The organism is Bradyrhizobium sp. LHD-71, from assembly GCF_031157255.1.
GTDB lineage: Bacteria > Pseudomonadota > Alphaproteobacteria > Rhizobiales > Xanthobacteraceae > P52-10.
This window is the reverse complement of record NZ_JAVIFX010000005.1, coordinates 141,249-158,089: the sequence shown is the minus strand read 5'-3', so window position 1 is coordinate 158,089 and position 16,841 is coordinate 141,249. Positions and strand designations below refer to the sequence as shown.

Annotated in this window: 15 protein-coding genes; 12 read left to right on the top strand and 3 right to left on the bottom strand. The window is 62.0% G+C overall.

The window, feature by feature from the left end; translation table 11 throughout:
• Positions 1-88: 88 nt before the first annotated feature.
• The 3 genes from RCO31_RS07080 to RCO31_RS34680 all read right to left on the bottom strand — a co-directional run bounded on the left by RCO31_RS07080 (position 89) and on the right by RCO31_RS34680 (position 2,304).
• The gene (locus RCO31_RS07080) at positions 89-1,402 is read right to left on the bottom strand and encodes a type II toxin-antitoxin system HipA family toxin (RefSeq protein WP_308967540.1); all 1,314 of its coding nucleotides are present in this window, start codon (positions 1,400-1,402) and stop codon (positions 89-91) included.
• Complete coding sequence (locus RCO31_RS07075; protein WP_308967539.1) at positions 1,399-1,692, bottom strand: helix-turn-helix transcriptional regulator; 294 nt, start codon at positions 1,690-1,692, stop codon at positions 1,399-1,401. The genes RCO31_RS07080 and RCO31_RS07075 overlap by 4 nt, the downstream gene beginning before the upstream one ends.
• A gap of 462 nt (positions 1,693-2,154) precedes the next feature.
• On the bottom strand, positions 2,155-2,304 hold the full coding sequence (locus RCO31_RS34680; RefSeq protein ID WP_374991438.1) for a transposase: 150 nt from the start codon (positions 2,302-2,304) through the stop codon (positions 2,155-2,157).
• 550 nt (positions 2,305-2,854) lie between these two features.
• On the opposite strand from RCO31_RS34680, the gene RCO31_RS07070 reads away from it, so the two are divergent.
• From RCO31_RS07070 to RCO31_RS07015, 12 genes are all read left to right on the top strand, one after another.
• Positions 2,855-3,496, top strand: a complete 642-nt coding sequence (locus RCO31_RS07070) for a TetR/AcrR family transcriptional regulator (RefSeq protein ID WP_308967538.1) — start codon at positions 2,855-2,857, stop codon at positions 3,494-3,496.
• A gap of 46 nt (positions 3,497-3,542) precedes the next feature.
• Positions 3,543-4,703 carry an acyl-CoA dehydrogenase family protein gene (locus RCO31_RS07065; protein ID WP_308967537.1) on the top strand — a complete coding sequence of 387 codons (1,161 nt, stop codon included), beginning with the start codon at positions 3,543-3,545 and terminating at the stop codon, positions 4,701-4,703.
• Positions 4,704-4,808: 105 nt separating this feature from the next.
• Positions 4,809-5,597 carry an ABC transporter ATP-binding protein gene (locus RCO31_RS07060; protein ID WP_308967536.1) on the top strand — a complete coding sequence of 263 codons (789 nt, stop codon included), beginning with the start codon at positions 4,809-4,811 and terminating at the stop codon, positions 5,595-5,597.
• A complete protein-coding gene (locus RCO31_RS07055) occupies positions 5,594-7,546 on the top strand; it encodes an AMP-binding protein (protein ID WP_308967535.1) in 1,953 nt (650 codons plus the stop codon). Before RCO31_RS07060 ends, RCO31_RS07055 begins: the two co-directional genes overlap by 4 nt.
• Complete coding sequence (locus tag RCO31_RS07050; protein WP_308967534.1) at positions 7,543-8,442, top strand: branched-chain amino acid ABC transporter permease; 900 nt, start codon at positions 7,543-7,545, stop codon at positions 8,440-8,442. Before RCO31_RS07055 ends, RCO31_RS07050 begins: the two co-directional genes overlap by 4 nt.
• Positions 8,443-8,447: 5 nt before the next feature.
• Positions 8,448-9,494, top strand: a complete 1,047-nt coding sequence (locus RCO31_RS07045) for a branched-chain amino acid ABC transporter permease (protein WP_308967533.1) — start codon at positions 8,448-8,450, stop codon at positions 9,492-9,494.
• A 47-nt stretch (positions 9,495-9,541) separates the two neighbouring features.
• On the top strand, positions 9,542-10,735 hold the full coding sequence (locus RCO31_RS07040; RefSeq protein ID WP_308967532.1) for an ABC transporter substrate-binding protein: 1,194 nt from the start codon (positions 9,542-9,544) through the stop codon (positions 10,733-10,735).
• Positions 10,736-10,753: 18 nt separating this feature from the next.
• Positions 10,754-11,551: an ABC transporter ATP-binding protein gene (locus tag RCO31_RS07035; RefSeq protein ID WP_308967531.1), complete on the top strand. Its 798-nt coding sequence runs from the start codon at positions 10,754-10,756 to the stop codon at positions 11,549-11,551.
• Positions 11,548-12,762: a hypothetical protein gene (locus RCO31_RS07030; protein WP_308967530.1), complete on the top strand. Its 1,215-nt coding sequence runs from the start codon at positions 11,548-11,550 to the stop codon at positions 12,760-12,762. Before RCO31_RS07035 ends, RCO31_RS07030 begins: the two co-directional genes overlap by 4 nt.
• Positions 12,763-12,804: 42 nt before the next feature.
• On the top strand, positions 12,805-14,403 hold the full coding sequence (locus RCO31_RS07025; RefSeq protein WP_308967529.1) for a carboxyl transferase domain-containing protein: 1,599 nt from the start codon (positions 12,805-12,807) through the stop codon (positions 14,401-14,403).
• Positions 14,404-14,405: 2 nt separating this feature from the next.
• A complete protein-coding gene (locus RCO31_RS07020) occupies positions 14,406-16,373 on the top strand; it encodes a biotin carboxylase N-terminal domain-containing protein (protein ID WP_308967528.1) in 1,968 nt (655 codons plus the stop codon).
• A 3-nt stretch (positions 16,374-16,376) separates the two neighbouring features.
• Positions 16,377-16,841, top strand: a complete 465-nt coding sequence (locus RCO31_RS07015; protein ID WP_308967527.1) for a MaoC family dehydratase — start codon at positions 16,377-16,379, stop codon at positions 16,839-16,841.

Genomic DNA, 16,841 nt, shown 5'->3' with positions numbered 1-16,841 from the left:
GAGGCAATGGGATGCGGGGTGATGCGCTTGCAGTCGCGTGAAGCCCACGCAATTACATGTGAGGAGCGGTCTCAACGCACCAGAACACCTAGCCCGTGCCGGCGGCGGCGTCTGAGGCACTTATTGCGGCTTCTATCAGCCGCTCGCAACTCCTGGCACGCTTGGCGATGCGCTCTGTTAGACGCTCAATCAGCGGATGTTTGATCCCCGTTGCAACCAGTTCCGTGCCGATAATTTCGATCTCTTTCGGCAATCGAGCCGCCATCTGGCGAACCTGATCGATGACCCCGTCCCTGTCGAGGCGAAGCTCTTCGGACAGTTTGATCCAACTGCGTCCGGTAATATCGCGAATCCGGTACTTACCTCCCACCTTCATCGCGAGACGTATCTTCATCGCATCATAGTCATCATAGGGCAGGATGCTGGCCACATCATAGAGCGGCGCCAGACGGATACGACCACCGGTGCCGATCAGGATCGAGTAGTTCTTTGCGTGCGCGTCGGTTCCGGCCACAAGCCAATTGAACGCGATAGCGCCAAGGAAGGCCTTCACGTCTTCCTGTGCCGCGCCGGAGTTCTCCTTCAGGAGATTGACAATATCGGCGACGCTCGGACCGCCCTCATTCTCGTACTTCTTTGTCGGCGGAATGCCGAGCGCCTGGCAGATATCTTCCTGATGGATGCGCTGGATACCCCGTGCGGTCATGCGCCGGTCGTACCGTTCGACGACGAAAGCGACCTCCTCGCCGAAGCGCGCGACGGTGGAGGTGGCAGCCGGCAACCCGACCGCGCGCGCCAGCGCCAGGCAGAAATGCTCGTTCTCGGCATGGCCGTCGAAATTGCCGGTCGGCGGCTTCAGAATATGCGTCGTCGGAATCGGCCCCGAGGGCAGACCCCATTTATCGTCTTGGAGCAGGAGCGCGGTCTTGGGCTGGGCGCCGGCGAGACTGAACTGGCCGGTATCGCCGGGGCGGCGCCACGCCGAGTGATCTTCCCGCAGCAATTTCAGCCGCGCGGCAATATCCTGCTCATCGAGCCAGGCAATCTCCCCTCCGTCATCCGCCAGGATGACATCGAGGCGATCCGGCCGGACGAACTGGACGGCGCCCGCACAGTCCTCGCCGACCTGAGAGATCAGCCCGAAAGCGCTTCGCGGCGAGACCTGGAACTTCTTCGCCCACCTGCCGAGCACGAGCTCGTTATCGGGCAACAACCCCCAGATGAAGGATTCGATCACATCGTGCGGGTGCTCGCTCGCCGCCAGCGGCATGGAAAGAGAGAGCGGGTAAGCGCCACGAGCGCTGCGCCATGTGTCGTCATAGATGAACTTCAAGCGCCCGCGCTTGTCCTGCCGGACAATGCCGACCACTTGGTTGGCGAGGATGACGGTGAGCTCGCTCATGACTTCGGCCTTTTGGCTCGAGCGACCACGTCGTCAATATCGATCATCTCGACCTCTTGACCGACAGCGTGATCCTTTATGGCGTCGGTCTCGATGCTGAGGGTCAGCCCCAGTGCGTTGAGTGTTTTAAGAACAAGACCGATCTCCGCTCGCGGCTTGCCGCGCTCGACCTCCAGAACCCATCGCCGATTGACGCCCACTTTCTCGGCAAGCTCGGCCTGATCGAGTTTCTGCTTCTTCCGGCGATCCCGTATGAAAGCGCCGATGTCCTTTGCTGTGCGGACCTGCATGATGGGCACCCTTTCAAGTTACCATTCGATCACATTATCGCAATGTTATCGATCGCTCACAAGGATAAATATGAGCGTTCGATCACATTACTAAATGTGATCGAACGGTAACTTCCGCGAATGCAGCGAAACAGGAGCATCTCGATGTGCTTTCTTGCGGGTCGCCACGGCCAGGCAGCGATTCGATGGTACTGCACCCGCCAACCGGCAGGTGCTCAAGGCCGATTTTTCTCGCGCGCTGAGGGCACTTAGAGCTGAACACGTTGACATTCTTCTTCTTGCCGATCGCCTCTGAGCTCGATGCCTTGCCGGATCGGCCGCGCCTGCGATCCGCATGCGGGCTCCGCTCGCGAACTCGATCTCGATCATGCTCGAAGCCGCGGCGTCCGGCACGACTGCCACCGGCGCAAACTCAGGCGTCTCGCGCGCAGGCCCGCACAGTTCTTGCCACCAGCGAAACAATTAGCTCACATGAATCATGTCCGCCCGTGCCACCTCGGATGCGACGGCTCCGGGTTCGATCGCCGCAGCTACAATCCGTCGCTTCTCCTCCGAAGACCAGCGCCGCCGCCGCTGAACCGACGTGATCACCTCGACCGGCCCGTTCGTCATAGGACTATCCCTAGAAATAGTCCTATGACTTCCAGCCCGCGCTCACCTCCGCCAGGCGGCCTCTACCGGGTGCTTACGGCGTGAAGAATGCCATGATGAGCAGCCAGTCCCACGTCAATTCTTTTGGGGCATCGAGACGTAAGTTGGCAGCCGTAGCTACGCCGACCGTATCAAACGTTGATTGCCGGAAGGTCATGACTGAAGCGATCTTGCCAAGACGCTGGAGTGCCTCGTTTGCGGGGCTCCACCTCAGATACGTTCGAAAGCCTGCCGCAGGTTCAGGTCGTGAGGTGTTGTCGACTGATAACATCTCTCAAGCGCGCCGCGCCAATTCCGCGAGCAGCATTCCGACCGATCGCCGGCATCTCGACGACGCGTAGTCTTTCCAGGGGACCGCCCATATTTCTCGCTCCGCCATTTTGGTCAATATCACTGCATCCAGTGAGCCTTCGCCATCTTTACACACGTTACCGCAACGTTACTTAAACAAATTGACAGTGACATAAGTAACCAGTACGTTTCACCGACGCAGCCGCTGAAAGGAACGACGATGCCCCGCTGGGCGAATGCCCTTCCAGACCGCGAAGAACTGCTCGAAACGAAGCGCAAGGCGATCGTTCGAGAGGCCGCCAAGGTTTTCAACCGGCGGGGCAGCCACGGAGCGACACTCGATGACGTCGCGGAACGGCTCGGCGTGACCAAAGCCGCGCTCTACCGTTACGTCCAGAGCAAGCAGGACCTGCTGTATGCATGTCATGAAGAGGCCATGGAAATAGCCCGCGAGAGCATGGACAGAGGCGAGGCTGAAGGGCGCAACGGCCTAGAGAAAATCCAGATAGGCATGGCCGGCTATCTACGGGAGATGATCGGCGCCATGGGCGTGCCTGTGCTTATTCTCGAAGAGAATGCGCTAACGGGGAAACAGGCTAAGCATATCATTGCTCTGCGTGACGATTTTGAGGAGCGAATGCGTCGCCTTGTTCGCGAGGGAATCGCCGACGGCAGCATTCTGCCGCTGAACCCGAAGCTGGCGATGTTCATGCTGCTCGGCGCCGTTCATTGGGTGACGAAGTGGTATTCGCCGGAGGGCGCGTGGTCGGCCGACGAGGTTGCGAATGCCTTGATCGAAATGGCGACGAGAGGGCTTGCGGCGAAGCCCAGTAAGGAGCTCACGGCCAACATCCACAAATGACAGCGTAAAGCGTCCCGAAGAGGCGCGTTCGACAGGGGAGGTTGTAGTGCATTTCGATCTGACACCGGACCAGCAAGCGCTCCAAGAGCGCGTTCGGGAGTTCGCGCAGGCGGAAATTGCGCCACGCGCGGAGCAGCTTGACCACGACGGAGTTTTTCCGACCGATCTGTTCCGTAAGATTGGCGACCTGGGCGTAATGTCGATTCCGTTCCCGCAGGATCTCGGGGGGCTCGGTCTCGGCGTATTCGAAGCGGTGCTAGCAATCGAAGAGCTAGCCCGCGCGGATCAATCGATTGCCGTGTCGACGATGGTCTCGATCGCAACCGGGCTGACCGTTGCCCGCTTCGGAACAGATGAGCAAAAGAAGACTTGGCTGCCGGACATCATTGCCGGTCGCAAGATCTGTTCGATCGCTGGGACCGAGCCCGATGCGGGTAGCGATACGGCGGGATTTAAGACGCGTGCGACAGATCTCGGCGGCGGCATATGGTCGCTCGGCGGCGAGAAAGCCTACATCACCAATCCCGGGACCGACATTTCGTCCTTTGCGCTCATCCTGTGTGTGTCGAGCCCAAAAAGTGAGGCGAAGAAGCAGTACACGCTGTTTCTGGTGCCAAGCGACACAAAGGGATACACGCGCGGAAAAAAGTATCGAAAGATGGGTTGGCGGTCTTCCGATACGCGTCCGCTGTATCTCGACGATTGCCGGCTGCCTGAGACGGCAATCGTCGGCAAAGTGCATGGTGGCCGCTGGGTGTTGCACAAAGGCTATCAGGCCGCACGCCTTTTTCTTGCCGCGTGCTCGCTCGGTCTGGCGCAAGCAAGTCTCGATCATTCGATCGCCTATGCAAAATCGCGGCAGGCGTTTGGCGGAAGCATCGGACGGCTGCAGCTCGTGCAAGAAATGGTCGCGAAGATGGCGCTCAAGGTCGACAGCGCTCGCCTCGTCACCTACCGCGCTGCGTGGCTTGTCGATGTGGGCCGCGAGGATTTGAAGGCGCTGTCGATGGCCAAGCTTCACGCAACCGAGACCGGCTCTGAGGTCGCCAACATGGCGATCCAGGTTCATGGCGGTTGGGGGTTCATGGATGATTGTCCCGTTTCGCGCTACCTGCGCGACAACAGGGTCTGCACGATCGGCGACGGCTCGTCGCAGATCCAGACGCTCTTGATCGCGCGTGAGTGCGGACTGGACGTTACATTTTAGCTGCCGAACCGCGGGCGCCGGTTCGGAGGCCGGTGTCCGTTCGGGACTTCACGACATGAACATGTAGCGCGCGCGACGTGGTCGCGGCGCGATCGGGAGTGTTGCATGAGCGGCGTTGCGCACGAGCGAACGGTGCTAGAGGCAGACAGCCTGAGCCTGCGATTCGGCGCAATTCATGCGCTCCGCTCGGTATCGTTGCGCGTCGACGAAGGACAGATCCACGCGGTAATCGGCCCGAACGGCGCCGGCAAGTCTAGCCTGCTCAATTGCCTATCCGGATTTTATCGCCCGCAAGCCGGCTCCGTGCGGTTCTGCAGTAAGGATATCTCAGGTCTCAAGCCGCACAGGCGAGCCGCGCTCGGCATTGGCCGAACGTTCCAAGGCATCCAGACCTACTCTTCGATGACGGCGCGCGAGAACATCCTGTCGGGGTTTCACGCGCGCATGCGTACGGGCTTCATCGGCGGCCTCTGCTACTGGGGCGCGGTCCGGCACGAGGAGGAAACGTTCACCGCGAAGGCGGAAGCGATCATAGGCTTCCTCGAACTCGAAGAGATGCGTCACGCCGTCGTCGGCGACATGCCTTACGGCATCCGCAAGCGCGTGGATCTTGGCCGCGCGCTTGCGCTCGAGCCGAAGGTCTTGATCATGGACGAACCGATGGCCGGCATGAGCACCGAGGAGAAAGGCGATCTGGCTCGCTTCATTCTCGATATCCGCGAAGGATTGAAGATTCCCGTCGTTCTGGTCGAGCACGACATGGAAGTGGTGATGGCGATCTCGGATCGGGTGACCGTCGTCGACTTCGGAGAGGTCATCGCCAGTGGAACTCCGGCCGAAGTTTCGGACAATCCGCGTGTGATTGCAGCCTACCTCGGCGGAGCGAAGTCATGAGCCTAGCTGCGCTAAAGGCGGAACATGTCGCGACCGAGCGCCAGTCGCAGGGCAGGACGCTGCCGCAGATCTTGCGGGACAACGCCAACGAGTTCGGTGAGCGGACAGCGCTGAAGTCGAAGCGTGCGGGCATCTGGCACACGCGGTCCTGGGAGTGGGTCTACGACCGGGTGAAGTGTTCGGCGCGAGGCCTTGCTGCTCTCGGCCTTCAGCGTGGCGAGGTTCTGGCCATCATCTCGGAGAACGTCGAGGAGCAGTACCTGCTGGAACTGGCTGCGCACGCAATCGGTGCGATCACCGTCAGCGTTTATCCCGATGCGACGGCAGATGAGCTCGGATATGCCCTCACTCATGCCCGCGCGGCGATGGTCGTCGGCGAGGATCAGGAACAGGTCGACAAGATCCTAGGCTGCATGACAGCCGCCACGCACGTCCGGCGCATCATCTACTTCGACGGACGCGGCCTGTGGAACTACGCCGAGCCGAAGCTCGTCGCGATCAAGACGCTGCTCGATGCCGGCAACGGTCATCGCGACGACGCCTGGGTGAGCGGCGAGATCGCCGCAGGAGCGGCGCGCAACATTGCCGTCTATTGCTACACGTCGGGTACGACCGGACGGCCGAAGGCGGCCATGCTGTCGCACGCCTTCATCCTCGACAACGCGCACCGCCTGCTCGGTGCGCTCGACGTCAAACCAGGCGGCAACTACCTCTCCTACATCTCGCCGGCGTGGGCTGCGGAGCAGTTCTTCGGCGTCGCGCTACCGCTACTTGCCCCGCTGGTCGTGCATTTCGCGGAGAAGCCCGAGACCGTCCAACGCGACCTACGCGAGGTCGGCCCCGAGTTCCTGATGTTCACGCCGCGCCAGTGGGAGATGCAGGCTTCCAACATCGAGGCGCGTATGATGGACGCCGGCCCGATGCGCCGCCGGCTCTATCAATGGGGCCTAGGGCAGGGCCTGAAACGCGTGCGTCGCGAGGACGGCTGGTTCGAGAGAATCGCGCTGCATCCCCTGGCCGACCTGCTCATTCTCAGTGGCATCCGTGAATTGCTGGGGCTCACGCGAGCCCGCGCGGTGCTGTCCGGCGGTTCGGGCCTCTCCGGAGAGCTATTCGAACGCTTCCGTGCCTTTGGCATCCCGCTCGGCAATCTCTACGGATCCACCGAGCTCGGACTGATCTCGACCCATCGCCCGGGCAGCAAGAGCCCGCATACGATGGGTTCGCTGATGCCATCCGATCCGACGATCGCCGAACCCATCGAGGGTTGGATCGACGAGCAGGGGCAACTTCGCCTGAAGGTGCTGGCGTTCGACGGCTATCTGAACGATGCCGAGGCGACATCCGGTGTTGGTGCGTGGGATGAGGGCTATCACACCGGCGACGCTGTTCGCCTCGACGAAAGCGGCGAACTTCTGTTCCTCGATAGGCTGAAGGACCTGCGCAAGCTGAAGGGCGGTCACGCCTATCCGCCGCAGTTCATCGAGAACCGGCTGCGAGCTTCCTCGATGATCCGCGACGCGATCGTCATTGGCGATGAGAGCAGGGACCGCGTGGTGGCGCTCGTCAACATCGACGCCGAGATTGCGGGAAGGTTCGCCGAACTGCACGGCCTGGCGTTCGGGACGTTTCCCGAACTCAGCCAGCTGCCGGCCATTCGCGAGGAAGTCGCCCGCACGATCCGCGACGTCAACCGGCTGGTCGACGCGCCGGCGCGCGTGGCGGCTTTCGCCAACCTGCCGAAGGAACTGGACGCTGACGAGGCGGAACTCACCCGTTCGCGCAAGCTTCGTCGAGAGCAGATACATCGGCGCTATGCTGCGATGATCGAAGGGCTCTATCGCGGCAGTCCCACGCTGCCTACCGAGATTGAGGTGCGCTATCAGGATGGATCGACGAGCAGGCTGCGCGCGGATGTCGCTCTCAACACCCTGGAGGCGCTGCCGTGACCGCGCTTGTTCAGCTGCTGATTGAAGGGGTGATGGTGGGGCTCGTCTACGGACTTGTCGCCATATCGTTCGTCGTCATCTATCGCGCGTCACGGATCGTCAACCTCGCGCAGGGCGAGGTGCTGGTCTTCGGCGCGCTGGTTTTGTGGACTTTCACGCTGGGGTTGACGCAGTTCGGCTACGGGCTGCCGTTGCTGGCAAGCCTCGTCGCGACTTTGGCGTTCTGCGTGCTGTTTGGCCTTGCGCTGGAACGGCTCGTATTCCGTCCGCTCATCAGTCAACCGGCGTTCGCGATCTTTATGGCCAGCATTGCGCTACTGATCCTTTTGCGCGGCCTCGCGCAACTCGGCTGGACAGCCGCAACGCGGCCGTTCCCAGTGATCCTGCCCGAGGGCGGTTTCATGGTTGGTCCCTTCCTGATCAATACGCGCCTGTTTATCGGTGGCGCGTTCACGCTGGTGGTGGCCTTCGGTCTGCATGCGTTCTTCACGCGCACGCGCCAGGGGCTGCGCCTCGCCGCCGTCGCCGAGAGCCACGACATTGCACTCTCGCTCGGCGTGTCGGTGCGCTGGGCGATTGCGGTCGCCTGGATCCTCGGCACTGTGGTCGCAACCTGCGCCGCGGTGGTGTTGCTTTCGGGGCGGATTGTTTCGCTGGACGTAGCGCAGATCGGCTTCAAGGCGCTGCCGGTCGCTTTGCTCGGCGGCCTCGAATCCATCCGCGGCGCGCCCCTCGCCGGCATCCTGATCGGCCTCGGCGAGGTTCTCGCCATGGCGTACCTGGATCCGCTCACTAATGGCGCCGCGTCCGGCGTACTGCCCTACCTGGTGATGATCGTCGTTCTGCTCATCCGCCCGCAAGGCCTGTTCGGCTGGAAAAAGATCGAGAGACTTTGACGACCATGCTGCCGACCGGGGTTCAATCGCTGAAGTACACTCAGGAATCCGCGGTTCTGCGGACCACGCGATCCCGCGCCTGGCTCGTCGTCCTCGCCTGTGCGCTGGTTGGCTATCCGGCCGTCGCCGGCCCTTACATGCTCGGCGTCTTCTCGCACATGTTCATCACGCTGATGGCCGTCTACGGGCTCTACGTCACCGTCGGTATGGCCGGGCAGATCAACGTCGCGCAATCGGCCTTCGTGGGTGTCGGCGCATTTGCTGCGGCGAAGCTGTCTGGCTACGGCCTTCCGTTCTTCATCGTGATTCCGCTCGCCGCTCTGATGGCCGGTCTGACGTCGATCCTGTTCGCGCTCCCCGCCGCGCGCGTAAAGGGGTTCTATCTCGCGCTAACAACGCTCGCCGCGCAGGTTGTCTTTCCGATCATAATCCTTGCGCTGCCGATGGAATGGCTCGGCGGCCTGGTCGGCATGCCGGTGGAGCCGATCCGCTTCGGAACGTTGACGCTCGGCGCGCCGATCCATTTCTACTACTTCACCCTGGCGCTTGCCGCACTGCTGACGGTTGCGGCGTTCAATCTTGGCCGTTCGCGCTTTGGACGGGCAATGTTGGCGGTACGCGACAACGACGTGGTTGCGGAGGTTATGGGCGTGCCCGTGTTCCGCATCAAGGTGATGTCGTTCTTCGTCGGCTCGCTGTTCGCCGGCGTCGCCGGCGCCTGCACTGCCTATTTTCTCCAGTTCGTGACGGTGTCGAGCTTCACGTTGTTTGCCTCTGTCTGGTATCTCGGCATGCTCATCGTCGGCGGCGCCCACAGTCCGCTCGGCGCGATCCTCGGTGTCGTGTTCATCACGCTCTTGCAAGAGACGCTGCACGACGTCGCCAATACGCTGATGCAATCCGGCGCGAGTGGTGGGCTCCTGTTTGCGCTCACGTCGATCGTCCTCGGTGGCTGCATTCTGATCGCTCTTATCTTCGAACCGCGCGGGCTAGCGCACCGCTGGGCGGTGCTGCGGACCACGTTCCAGCTTTGGCCGTTTCCACGCAATTGAAGTGCCGTGACTGCAACTCAGATTGATAAAAACTAGGGAGGAGTGACATGAAACTTAAGACGAGTTTCATCGCTGCGGCCATGATGGCTGTCTCCAGCGTCTCCGCGTCAGCGGCGGAATACGTTTTCAGTGCCAGCGCCGACTATTCCGGTCCGTTTGCCGACGTGATGCCCAACGCGATGTCGGGAATCAACGCTATGGCGGATTGGTGGAATAAGGAAGTCGGCCAGAAGCTCGGCGTCAACGTGAAGATCAAGATCTACGACATGCGCTACGACTCGGCGCAGATCGCGAAGACTTGGCCTGCGATCCTGGCGAGCGATAAGCCGATTATGCATCTTGGATTCGGATCGCCCGATCTCGTAACGCTGATGAAGCGCCTGCCGAGCGACAAGGTGCCGATGCTGATCGGGACTGCAATGGTCGGCGTCGTTTGGGTTCCGGACGGATGGCACTATTCGATCCGCCCAACCTATAGCCATGAGTTTGCAGGGCTGTTTTCGACGTTGCAAGAGCAGAAGAAAAAGAAGCTGGTGATCGGCCCGATTAGCACCCAGAACCAAGCTGGCTTCGTCGATCAGGTGAATGGTGTCCGAAAGCTCGCGGCCACCTACCCCGACCGCTTCGAGGTGCTGGAGACGCAGTGGGTCGAAACCTCACCGGTGTCGCTAGCGGCTAACGTCCGCACGCTTGCCGCGGGCAATCCGGACGTGCTGCTGATCGGCGGCACGACAGTCCAGGTCGTCGCCGCCGCCAAGGCGATGGGCGAACTTGGGGTCAAGATCCCGATCGTCGCATCGACCCACAACGGCCTGACCGAGGTGGCCAAGGGCATCGATCTTGCGAGCATCGAAGGCTCGTTCTCTGCCTTTTCCTTCGCTCCGCCCGAGCGTCCCGGCCTGCCGATCGAAAAGGCCTACGATGCGTATAAGAAGGAAGGAAAGTGGGGCTTGATCACGGCGCAGTCCGCCGCGCAGGCGCTGCTCGCGTTCCGCGTGCTGGAGAAGGCGATTGCCAAGGTCGGTGCCGACAAGGTGACGGGTGAGGCGATGCGCAATGCGCTCCTCGACAACAAGTTCACTGAAGAGGAATTGCTCGGTTCTCTGCCGACCCTTGACTTCGACGCATCCGCCCCGTTCCCCATCGGCGAGATCAAGGCCAGCGCCGAGGTCGTGAAGAGCGGAAAGATTGAAGCCTTCGGCAACGGCTGGATGACGGTTCCTGCCTTGGCGAAGTGGTAGCGGAAGCCTGAGGCGCCCATGAGCCTGGTCCTCTCCAACGTCGACGTCGTCTACGGCGGGGTCATCCATGTTCTGCGTTCTGCGAACCTGGAGGTGCCCGACGGCAAGATGGCCGTTTTGCTGGGCTCGAATGGCGCGGGCAAGACGACCACGCTCAAGGCGATCTCCGGCCTGCTGCGCAGCGATCTCGGCAAGGTCACTGCCGGCAGGGTTCACTTCGACGGAGCGGACATTACCAACGGCGCTCCGACCGACATCTTCGGCCGGGGCATTGTTCAGGTGATGGAGGGGAGAAAGGTGCTTGAGCATCTGACCGTCGAACAGAATCTGCTGGTCGGTGCGCACCGTCGCTCCGACCAGAAAGCGGTAAAGGACGATCTCCAACGGGTCTTCGGGTATTTTCCACGGCTGCCCGCGCTCCTGAAACGAACTGCTGGTTATTTGTCCGGCGGGGAGATGCAGATGCTGCTGATCGGGCGAGCGCTGCTTGCGCGGCCCAAATTGTTGATGCTCGACGAACCTTCGATGGGCCTTGCGCCGATCCTGGTCGAGCAACTGTTCGAGATTATCGGGCGCATCAAGCGCGAAGAGGGTCTGACGATTCTCCTCGTCGAACAAAACGCACGCGCGGCGATCGGCCAATGCGACTACGGCTATGTGATGGATGGCGGGCGCGTCGTCCTGCACGGAACGCGCGCACAACTCGAAAACAATCAGGATGTTCAGGAGTTCTACCTCGGCTATGCGGGAGCCGACGGGCGAAACCGCTTCGAGAACATCAAGCACTACCGGCGCCGCAAACGGTGGCTTGGATGAGTAACGATCGCGACCGTTTCGCGCGCCTGCGCACTGTCTACGCCGACGCGGAGAGGAAGGCGCCGGCGCTGGCGCGGCGTTTTGCCGAGGCCGGGCTGAGCGCGGCCGATTTCACCTCCGCCGACGCGCTCAACCGCCTTGCCGTGCTGAAGAAGGAAACGTTGCTGGCGATGCAGGCGCAGGACCCGCCGTTCGGCGGCTTCCTTGCCTGCGATGTTGCCGAACTCGGTCATATCTATGTCTCGCCGGGACCCATCTGCGAGCCGTCTCCTGCCGCCGATAGCGGCGGCCACGGCATGGACATGATGGTCCGTGCCGCCGGAGTCAGGGCAGGCGATGTCGCTCTGAACACGTGGGCCTATCACCTCGTGCCGGCCGGCCTTCTGTTCGATCGCGGATTGCGCGCCGCCGGCGTCACGGTCATTCCGGGTGGGACCGGAAATACCGAACTACAGGCCGAGCTTTTGGTGAGGTTGAAACCGACGGTCTTCCTCGGCAGCACGGCTTTCTTCGCAACGTTGGTCGAACAGCTTAGAAAGAGCGGACATGTCCTGCCGCGCGATTGGGGGCTTCGACATGCCTTCCTCGGCGGCGAGTTCGGAGACTGGTCGGCCAAGCGGCGTGCGATCGAAAGCGAATTCGCCCTCAAGACTTGGTCCTGCTACGGCACCGCGGACTTCGGACTGATCGGCTACGAGACAGGTGACGACGCCAGCTACCGAATCCACGAAGACCGCTACGTCCAGATATGCGATCCGGTCACCGGCGCGCCGGTGCCGGTCGGCGAAATTGGCGAAGTTGTCGTCACGACGCTGACGCCGGGCTGGCCATTGATCCGCTTCGGCACAGGCGATCTCGGCCGGGCGCAAAGCCTGTCGCCAGACGGCGGTGTCGACCGCCTCGCACCACTCGAGGGTCGCGTGGGCGCCGCCCGAAAAATTCGCGAGATATTCGTGTATCCCGATCACCTGCGCTTGCTGGTCGATCGCGTCGATGGCCTTGCCGAAGCGAGGCTACGGATCGGCAAGATCGGGCACCGTGAGACGATCACTCTCGAACTGTTACCCACCGCAGGCGCGGCGTTTTCCTCCGACCAGGTAGCAGAATGCTTTCAAACTCTGACGCGCCTACGCGCCGATCGCTTGGTCACGATCGCGCAAGCCGGCGACTTCGGCCATCCGACTGCCATCGCCGAGGACCGCTCCAACTAACGCACATGATGCTCGAGCAAACGATCCGAAGAGTACCCTGAAATGGCGAAGCTGAAGAGCAACTGCGATCCGAGTGACCCAGTATTTCGGGCCAATGCGCAGGCCTATGCAGGATTGCTCGCCGACTTACTCGCAAAATATGACTGGGCGCTGGGCGGCGGCGGCGCGAAGATGCTTGCCCGTCATCGCCAGCGCAACAAGATCCCGGTGCGCGAGCGTATCGATCTGCTGGTCGATCCGTTGACGCCATTCCTTGAGCTATCACCGCTCGCGAGCTGGGGCATCTACGACAATTCGCTGCCGTCGGCCGGCATCGTCACCGGGATCGGCACCGTTCGCGGCACGACCTGCATGATCATCGCCAACGATGCGACGGTGAAGGGCGGATCCTTCTTCAAGGAGACTGTTCGCAAGCACATTCGCGCGCAGGACATTGCGCACGAGAACCGGTTGCCCGTCATCTATCTGGTGGATTGCGGTGGCGCCAACCTGCAGAACCTCGAGGACGTTTTTCCAGATCAAGAACACTTCGGCGGCACGTTCTACCGCCAGTGCCGGATGTCCGCCGAGGGAATTCCGCAAGTCGCCGCGGTATTCGGAGAATCGACGGCCGGCGGCGCCTACATACCCGTGCTGTCGGACGAATTCGTGATGGTCGGCTCGAACTCCTCCATTCACCTCGGCGGCCCGCAGATCGTGCGCGCCGCTATCAGCGAGGTGGTGGATCGCGATGCGCTCGGTGGCGCGCTGATGCACACTACCGTGTCAGGTGTATCCGATCACTACGCCGCCGACGAGCGCGCAGCGATCGCCAAGCTTCGCGACATCGTCAGCGCACTGAATTATCGGCAGCCGATCTCCGGGCGTATCGCTCCCCGCGAGCCTCTTTACGATCCAGCCGATCTCGGCGGAATCGTCGGGGCCGATCTGTCGCGTCCCGTCGACCCGCGGGAGATCATCGCGCGCATTGCTGACGGCAGCGAGTTCCACGAATTCAAGCCGCAGTACGGCGAAACGCTGGTCTGCGGTTTTGCCCACATCGATGGATTTCCCGTTGGCATCATTGCGAACAACGGCGTGCTGTTCTCACACAGCACAGTCAAGGGCGTTCATTTCATCGCGCTGAGCGACCAGCGTAATGTTCCATTGCTCTTTCTGCAGAATACCACGGGCTTCATGGTCGGCTCCGACGCCGAGCGTGGCGGGATCGCAAAGCACTCGGCCAAGCTCGTTTACGCCGTGTCGAACGCACGCGTACCGCGCTATACGCTGGTGACTGGCAGCTCCTATGGCGCCGGCAATTACGGTATGAGCGGGCGCGGCTTCAGACCGCGCTTCATGTTCATGTGGCCGAATGCACGGCTTGGCGGCATGAACCCGGACATCGGGTCGTCCGTGCTCATGGACCTGCGGCGCGCCAGTATCTCGCGCAACCCCGCAACTGAGGACGAACTCGCCACTTACGAAGCCGATTTGCGGCGGCAGTTCGCGGAAAAATCCGATCCTTACTTCTGCACCGCTCGCGTCTGGGACGACGGAATCATTGCGCCAGCGGACACGCGCTCGGTCCTTTCGCTGTGTCTTGCAACCGGCGCGATGCAACCGCTCAGGCAGGAGCATCGGGCGGTCTACCGGATGTGATCATGACGACGTTCGCCACCGCTCCACGACCGATCCGCAGGATTCTCGTCGCCAATCGCGGCGAGATAGCTTGTCGCATCATGCGAACCTGCCGTCGTCTCGGTGTCAGCAACGTCGCCGTGTATTCCGATGCCGACGCAAATGCCCTGCATGTGCGACAGGCCGATGCGGCTCTACGAATTGGTCCGCCGGCGGTCGGCGCGAGTTACCTGAACGTGGCGGCGATGATTGGCGCCGCGCGCGAGAGTGGCGCCGACGCGGTTCATCCCGGGTACGGCTTCCTGTCCGAAAATGCCGCGTTCGCGCGCGCCTGCGAAGAAGCCGGGTTGGTCTTCATTGGTCCCTCGGCCGACGTCATCGCGGCGATGGGATCGAAGATCGAGGCCAAGAAGCTCGCGGACGCAGCGGGCGTGCCGACCGTGGCTGGATATCTGGGCGCCGATCAGACCGTCGAAAGACTGGCCAACGAAGCGAAGCGCATCGGGTTTCCGCTGCTCATCAAAGCGTCCGCTGGCGGCGGCGGGCGAGGGATGCGGCGCGTCGACTGCATGGAGCAATTCGCGGAGGCACTGCAGTCGGCCAGAGCCGAAGCGCGCTCCGCGTTCGGCGACGACAAGGTCCTGCTAGAGAAGCTGGTTCCGCATCCGCGCCACATCGAGGTGCAGCTCATCGGCGACGGCAAGGGAACGCTGCTTCATCTGTTCGAGCGCGACTGCTCCATTCAGCGCAAGAATCAGAAGGTGTTCGAGGAATCGCCGGCGCCGCACCTGTCGGACGTCGCGCGTACGAAGCTCTACGACCGCGCGATCCGTCTCGGCCGTGCGATTGGCTACACGTCCGCGGGAACGGTCGAGTTCGTCATGGAAGCGGGTAGCGACGAGCCGCTGTTTCTGGAGATGAACACGCGCCTGCAGGTCGAACACCCGGTCACCGAAGAAGTTACCGGCATCGATCTGATCGAGTGGCAGATCAGGGTCGCGGCCGGGCTCGCGCTTCCGGCTTCGCAAGCAGACATTCGCGCACGCGGTCATGCGATCGAGGCGCGCATCGCGACCGAGCGGCCGGATCGAGCGTTCCAGCCTGCGACGGGCCGGATCGTTGGGTTGAAGACGCCGCGGGGCGCGCGCTTCGACACCGGCGTGGACGAAGGTTCGGAGATAAGCCTGCACTACGACAGCATGGTGGCCAAGCTGATCGTTCATGGCGAAGATCGGGCAACTGCGGTCGCGAATCTCGGCAAGGCGCTAGCCGAGACCGCGGTGCTTGGGGTTGCGACGAATATCGGCATGCTGAGAGATGTCGTCGCGCGTCCGGCCTTCGTTCGCGGGGGGATGACGACGGATTTCCTGGAGGCCGAGTTTCCAGGGGGATGGTCTCCCGGCGCGACCAGTCTACGCGAGCTTCGCGGTCTTGCCGCGATCCACTGGGCGCGCTGCAACGTGGGTGGCGATGCAAGCCCCTGGCTCAGGCGAAGCGGGTTTCGCGTGACGGGTGAACGCCGTTCCGCGCAGGCCGAGCTGCTCGTCCGCGACGACGGTAGCGAGACGGCGGTCGTCATCGGCGTCGATGCCAGGGGATATCGCGCCATGTTCGCCGATGGCAACGACGTCGTATGGCATGAGCGGGCTGCCAGCAGTGTGCAGGAAGACCGAATCGTCGTTGCGTTGAACGGACTGACGCTGGATGCTCACGTCGGCTTTGCAACGGATGAAGCCGGATCGAGCGCTGTCGAGGCGGCGTCCGACAACATCCTGATCGCGCCGTTGCCCGGGATCATTGCCGCGCTACTAGCCGATGCCGGCGCGAGCGTCGCTAAGGGCGACAGCCTCGCCCAGATCGAGGCTATGAAGCTCGTGCACACCCTGAAGGCTTCGATCGATGGGCGGATCGGGCGAATTCACGTTGCAGTCGGCGACACCGTGTCCGCCGGCGCGGCTCTTATCGAAATCGTGCCCCTGGAACAGGAGTGAAACATGGCTGGCTTGTGGTTTGAGGAATTCGAAAAAGGGCAGGTATTTGACCACGAATGGACACGCACCATTACCGAGGCCGACAACAAGTGGTTCTCGCTCATCACCATGAACCCGCAGCCTGTGCACATCGATAATGCCGCGGCGGCGCGCAGCATCTGGAAGCGTCCGCTGGTCAACAGCCTGTTCACGCTCGGTCTCATGGTCGGTATGTCGGTCAACGACACCACGCTCGGAACGACGGTCGCGAACCTCGGCATGACAGACGTAAAATTTCCGCACCCGCTGTTCGAGGGCGATACGGTCAAGATACGCACCACGGTGCTGGACAAGCGCGAAAGCAAATCGCGTCCCTGCGAAGGAATCGTAACGCTGCGCCATGAAGCGTTCAATCAAGACGGTGTGATGTGCGGCGTGTGCGATCGTCAGGCGCTCATGCGCCTGCGTCCGAAGGCAGCCGCGGCTTGA

Bases quoted from the DNA above. Each gene is read 5' to 3' on its own strand.
- RCO31_RS07080 (WP_308967540.1), bottom strand. From the start codon at position 1,402: ATGAGCGAGCTCACCGTCATCCTCGCCAACCAAGTGGTCGGCATTGTC.
- RCO31_RS07075 (WP_308967539.1), bottom strand. From the start codon at position 1,692: ATGCAGGTCCGCACAGCAAAGGACATCGGCGCTTTCATACGGGATCGC.
- RCO31_RS34680 (WP_374991438.1), bottom strand. From the start codon at position 2,304: ATGACGAACGGGCCGGTCGAGGTGATCACGTCGGTTCAGCGGCGGCGG.
- RCO31_RS07070 (WP_308967538.1), top strand. From the start codon at position 2,855: ATGCCCCGCTGGGCGAATGCCCTTCCAGACCGCGAAGAACTGCTCGAA.
- RCO31_RS07060 (WP_308967536.1), top strand. From the start codon at position 4,809: ATGAGCGGCGTTGCGCACGAGCGAACGGTGCTAGAGGCAGACAGCCTG.
- RCO31_RS07055 (WP_308967535.1), top strand. From the start codon at position 5,594: ATGAGCCTAGCTGCGCTAAAGGCGGAACATGTCGCGACCGAGCGCCAG.
- RCO31_RS07045 (WP_308967533.1), top strand. From the start codon at position 8,448: ATGCTGCCGACCGGGGTTCAATCGCTGAAGTACACTCAGGAATCCGCG.
- RCO31_RS07040 (WP_308967532.1), top strand. From the start codon at position 9,542: ATGAAACTTAAGACGAGTTTCATCGCTGCGGCCATGATGGCTGTCTCC.
- RCO31_RS07035 (WP_308967531.1), top strand. From the start codon at position 10,754: ATGAGCCTGGTCCTCTCCAACGTCGACGTCGTCTACGGCGGGGTCATC.
- RCO31_RS07030 (WP_308967530.1), top strand. From the start codon at position 11,548: ATGAGTAACGATCGCGACCGTTTCGCGCGCCTGCGCACTGTCTACGCC.
- RCO31_RS07025 (WP_308967529.1), top strand. From the start codon at position 12,805: ATGGCGAAGCTGAAGAGCAACTGCGATCCGAGTGACCCAGTATTTCGG.
- RCO31_RS07020 (WP_308967528.1), top strand. From the start codon at position 14,406: ATGACGACGTTCGCCACCGCTCCACGACCGATCCGCAGGATTCTCGTC.
- RCO31_RS07015 (WP_308967527.1), top strand. From the start codon at position 16,377: ATGGCTGGCTTGTGGTTTGAGGAATTCGAAAAAGGGCAGGTATTTGAC.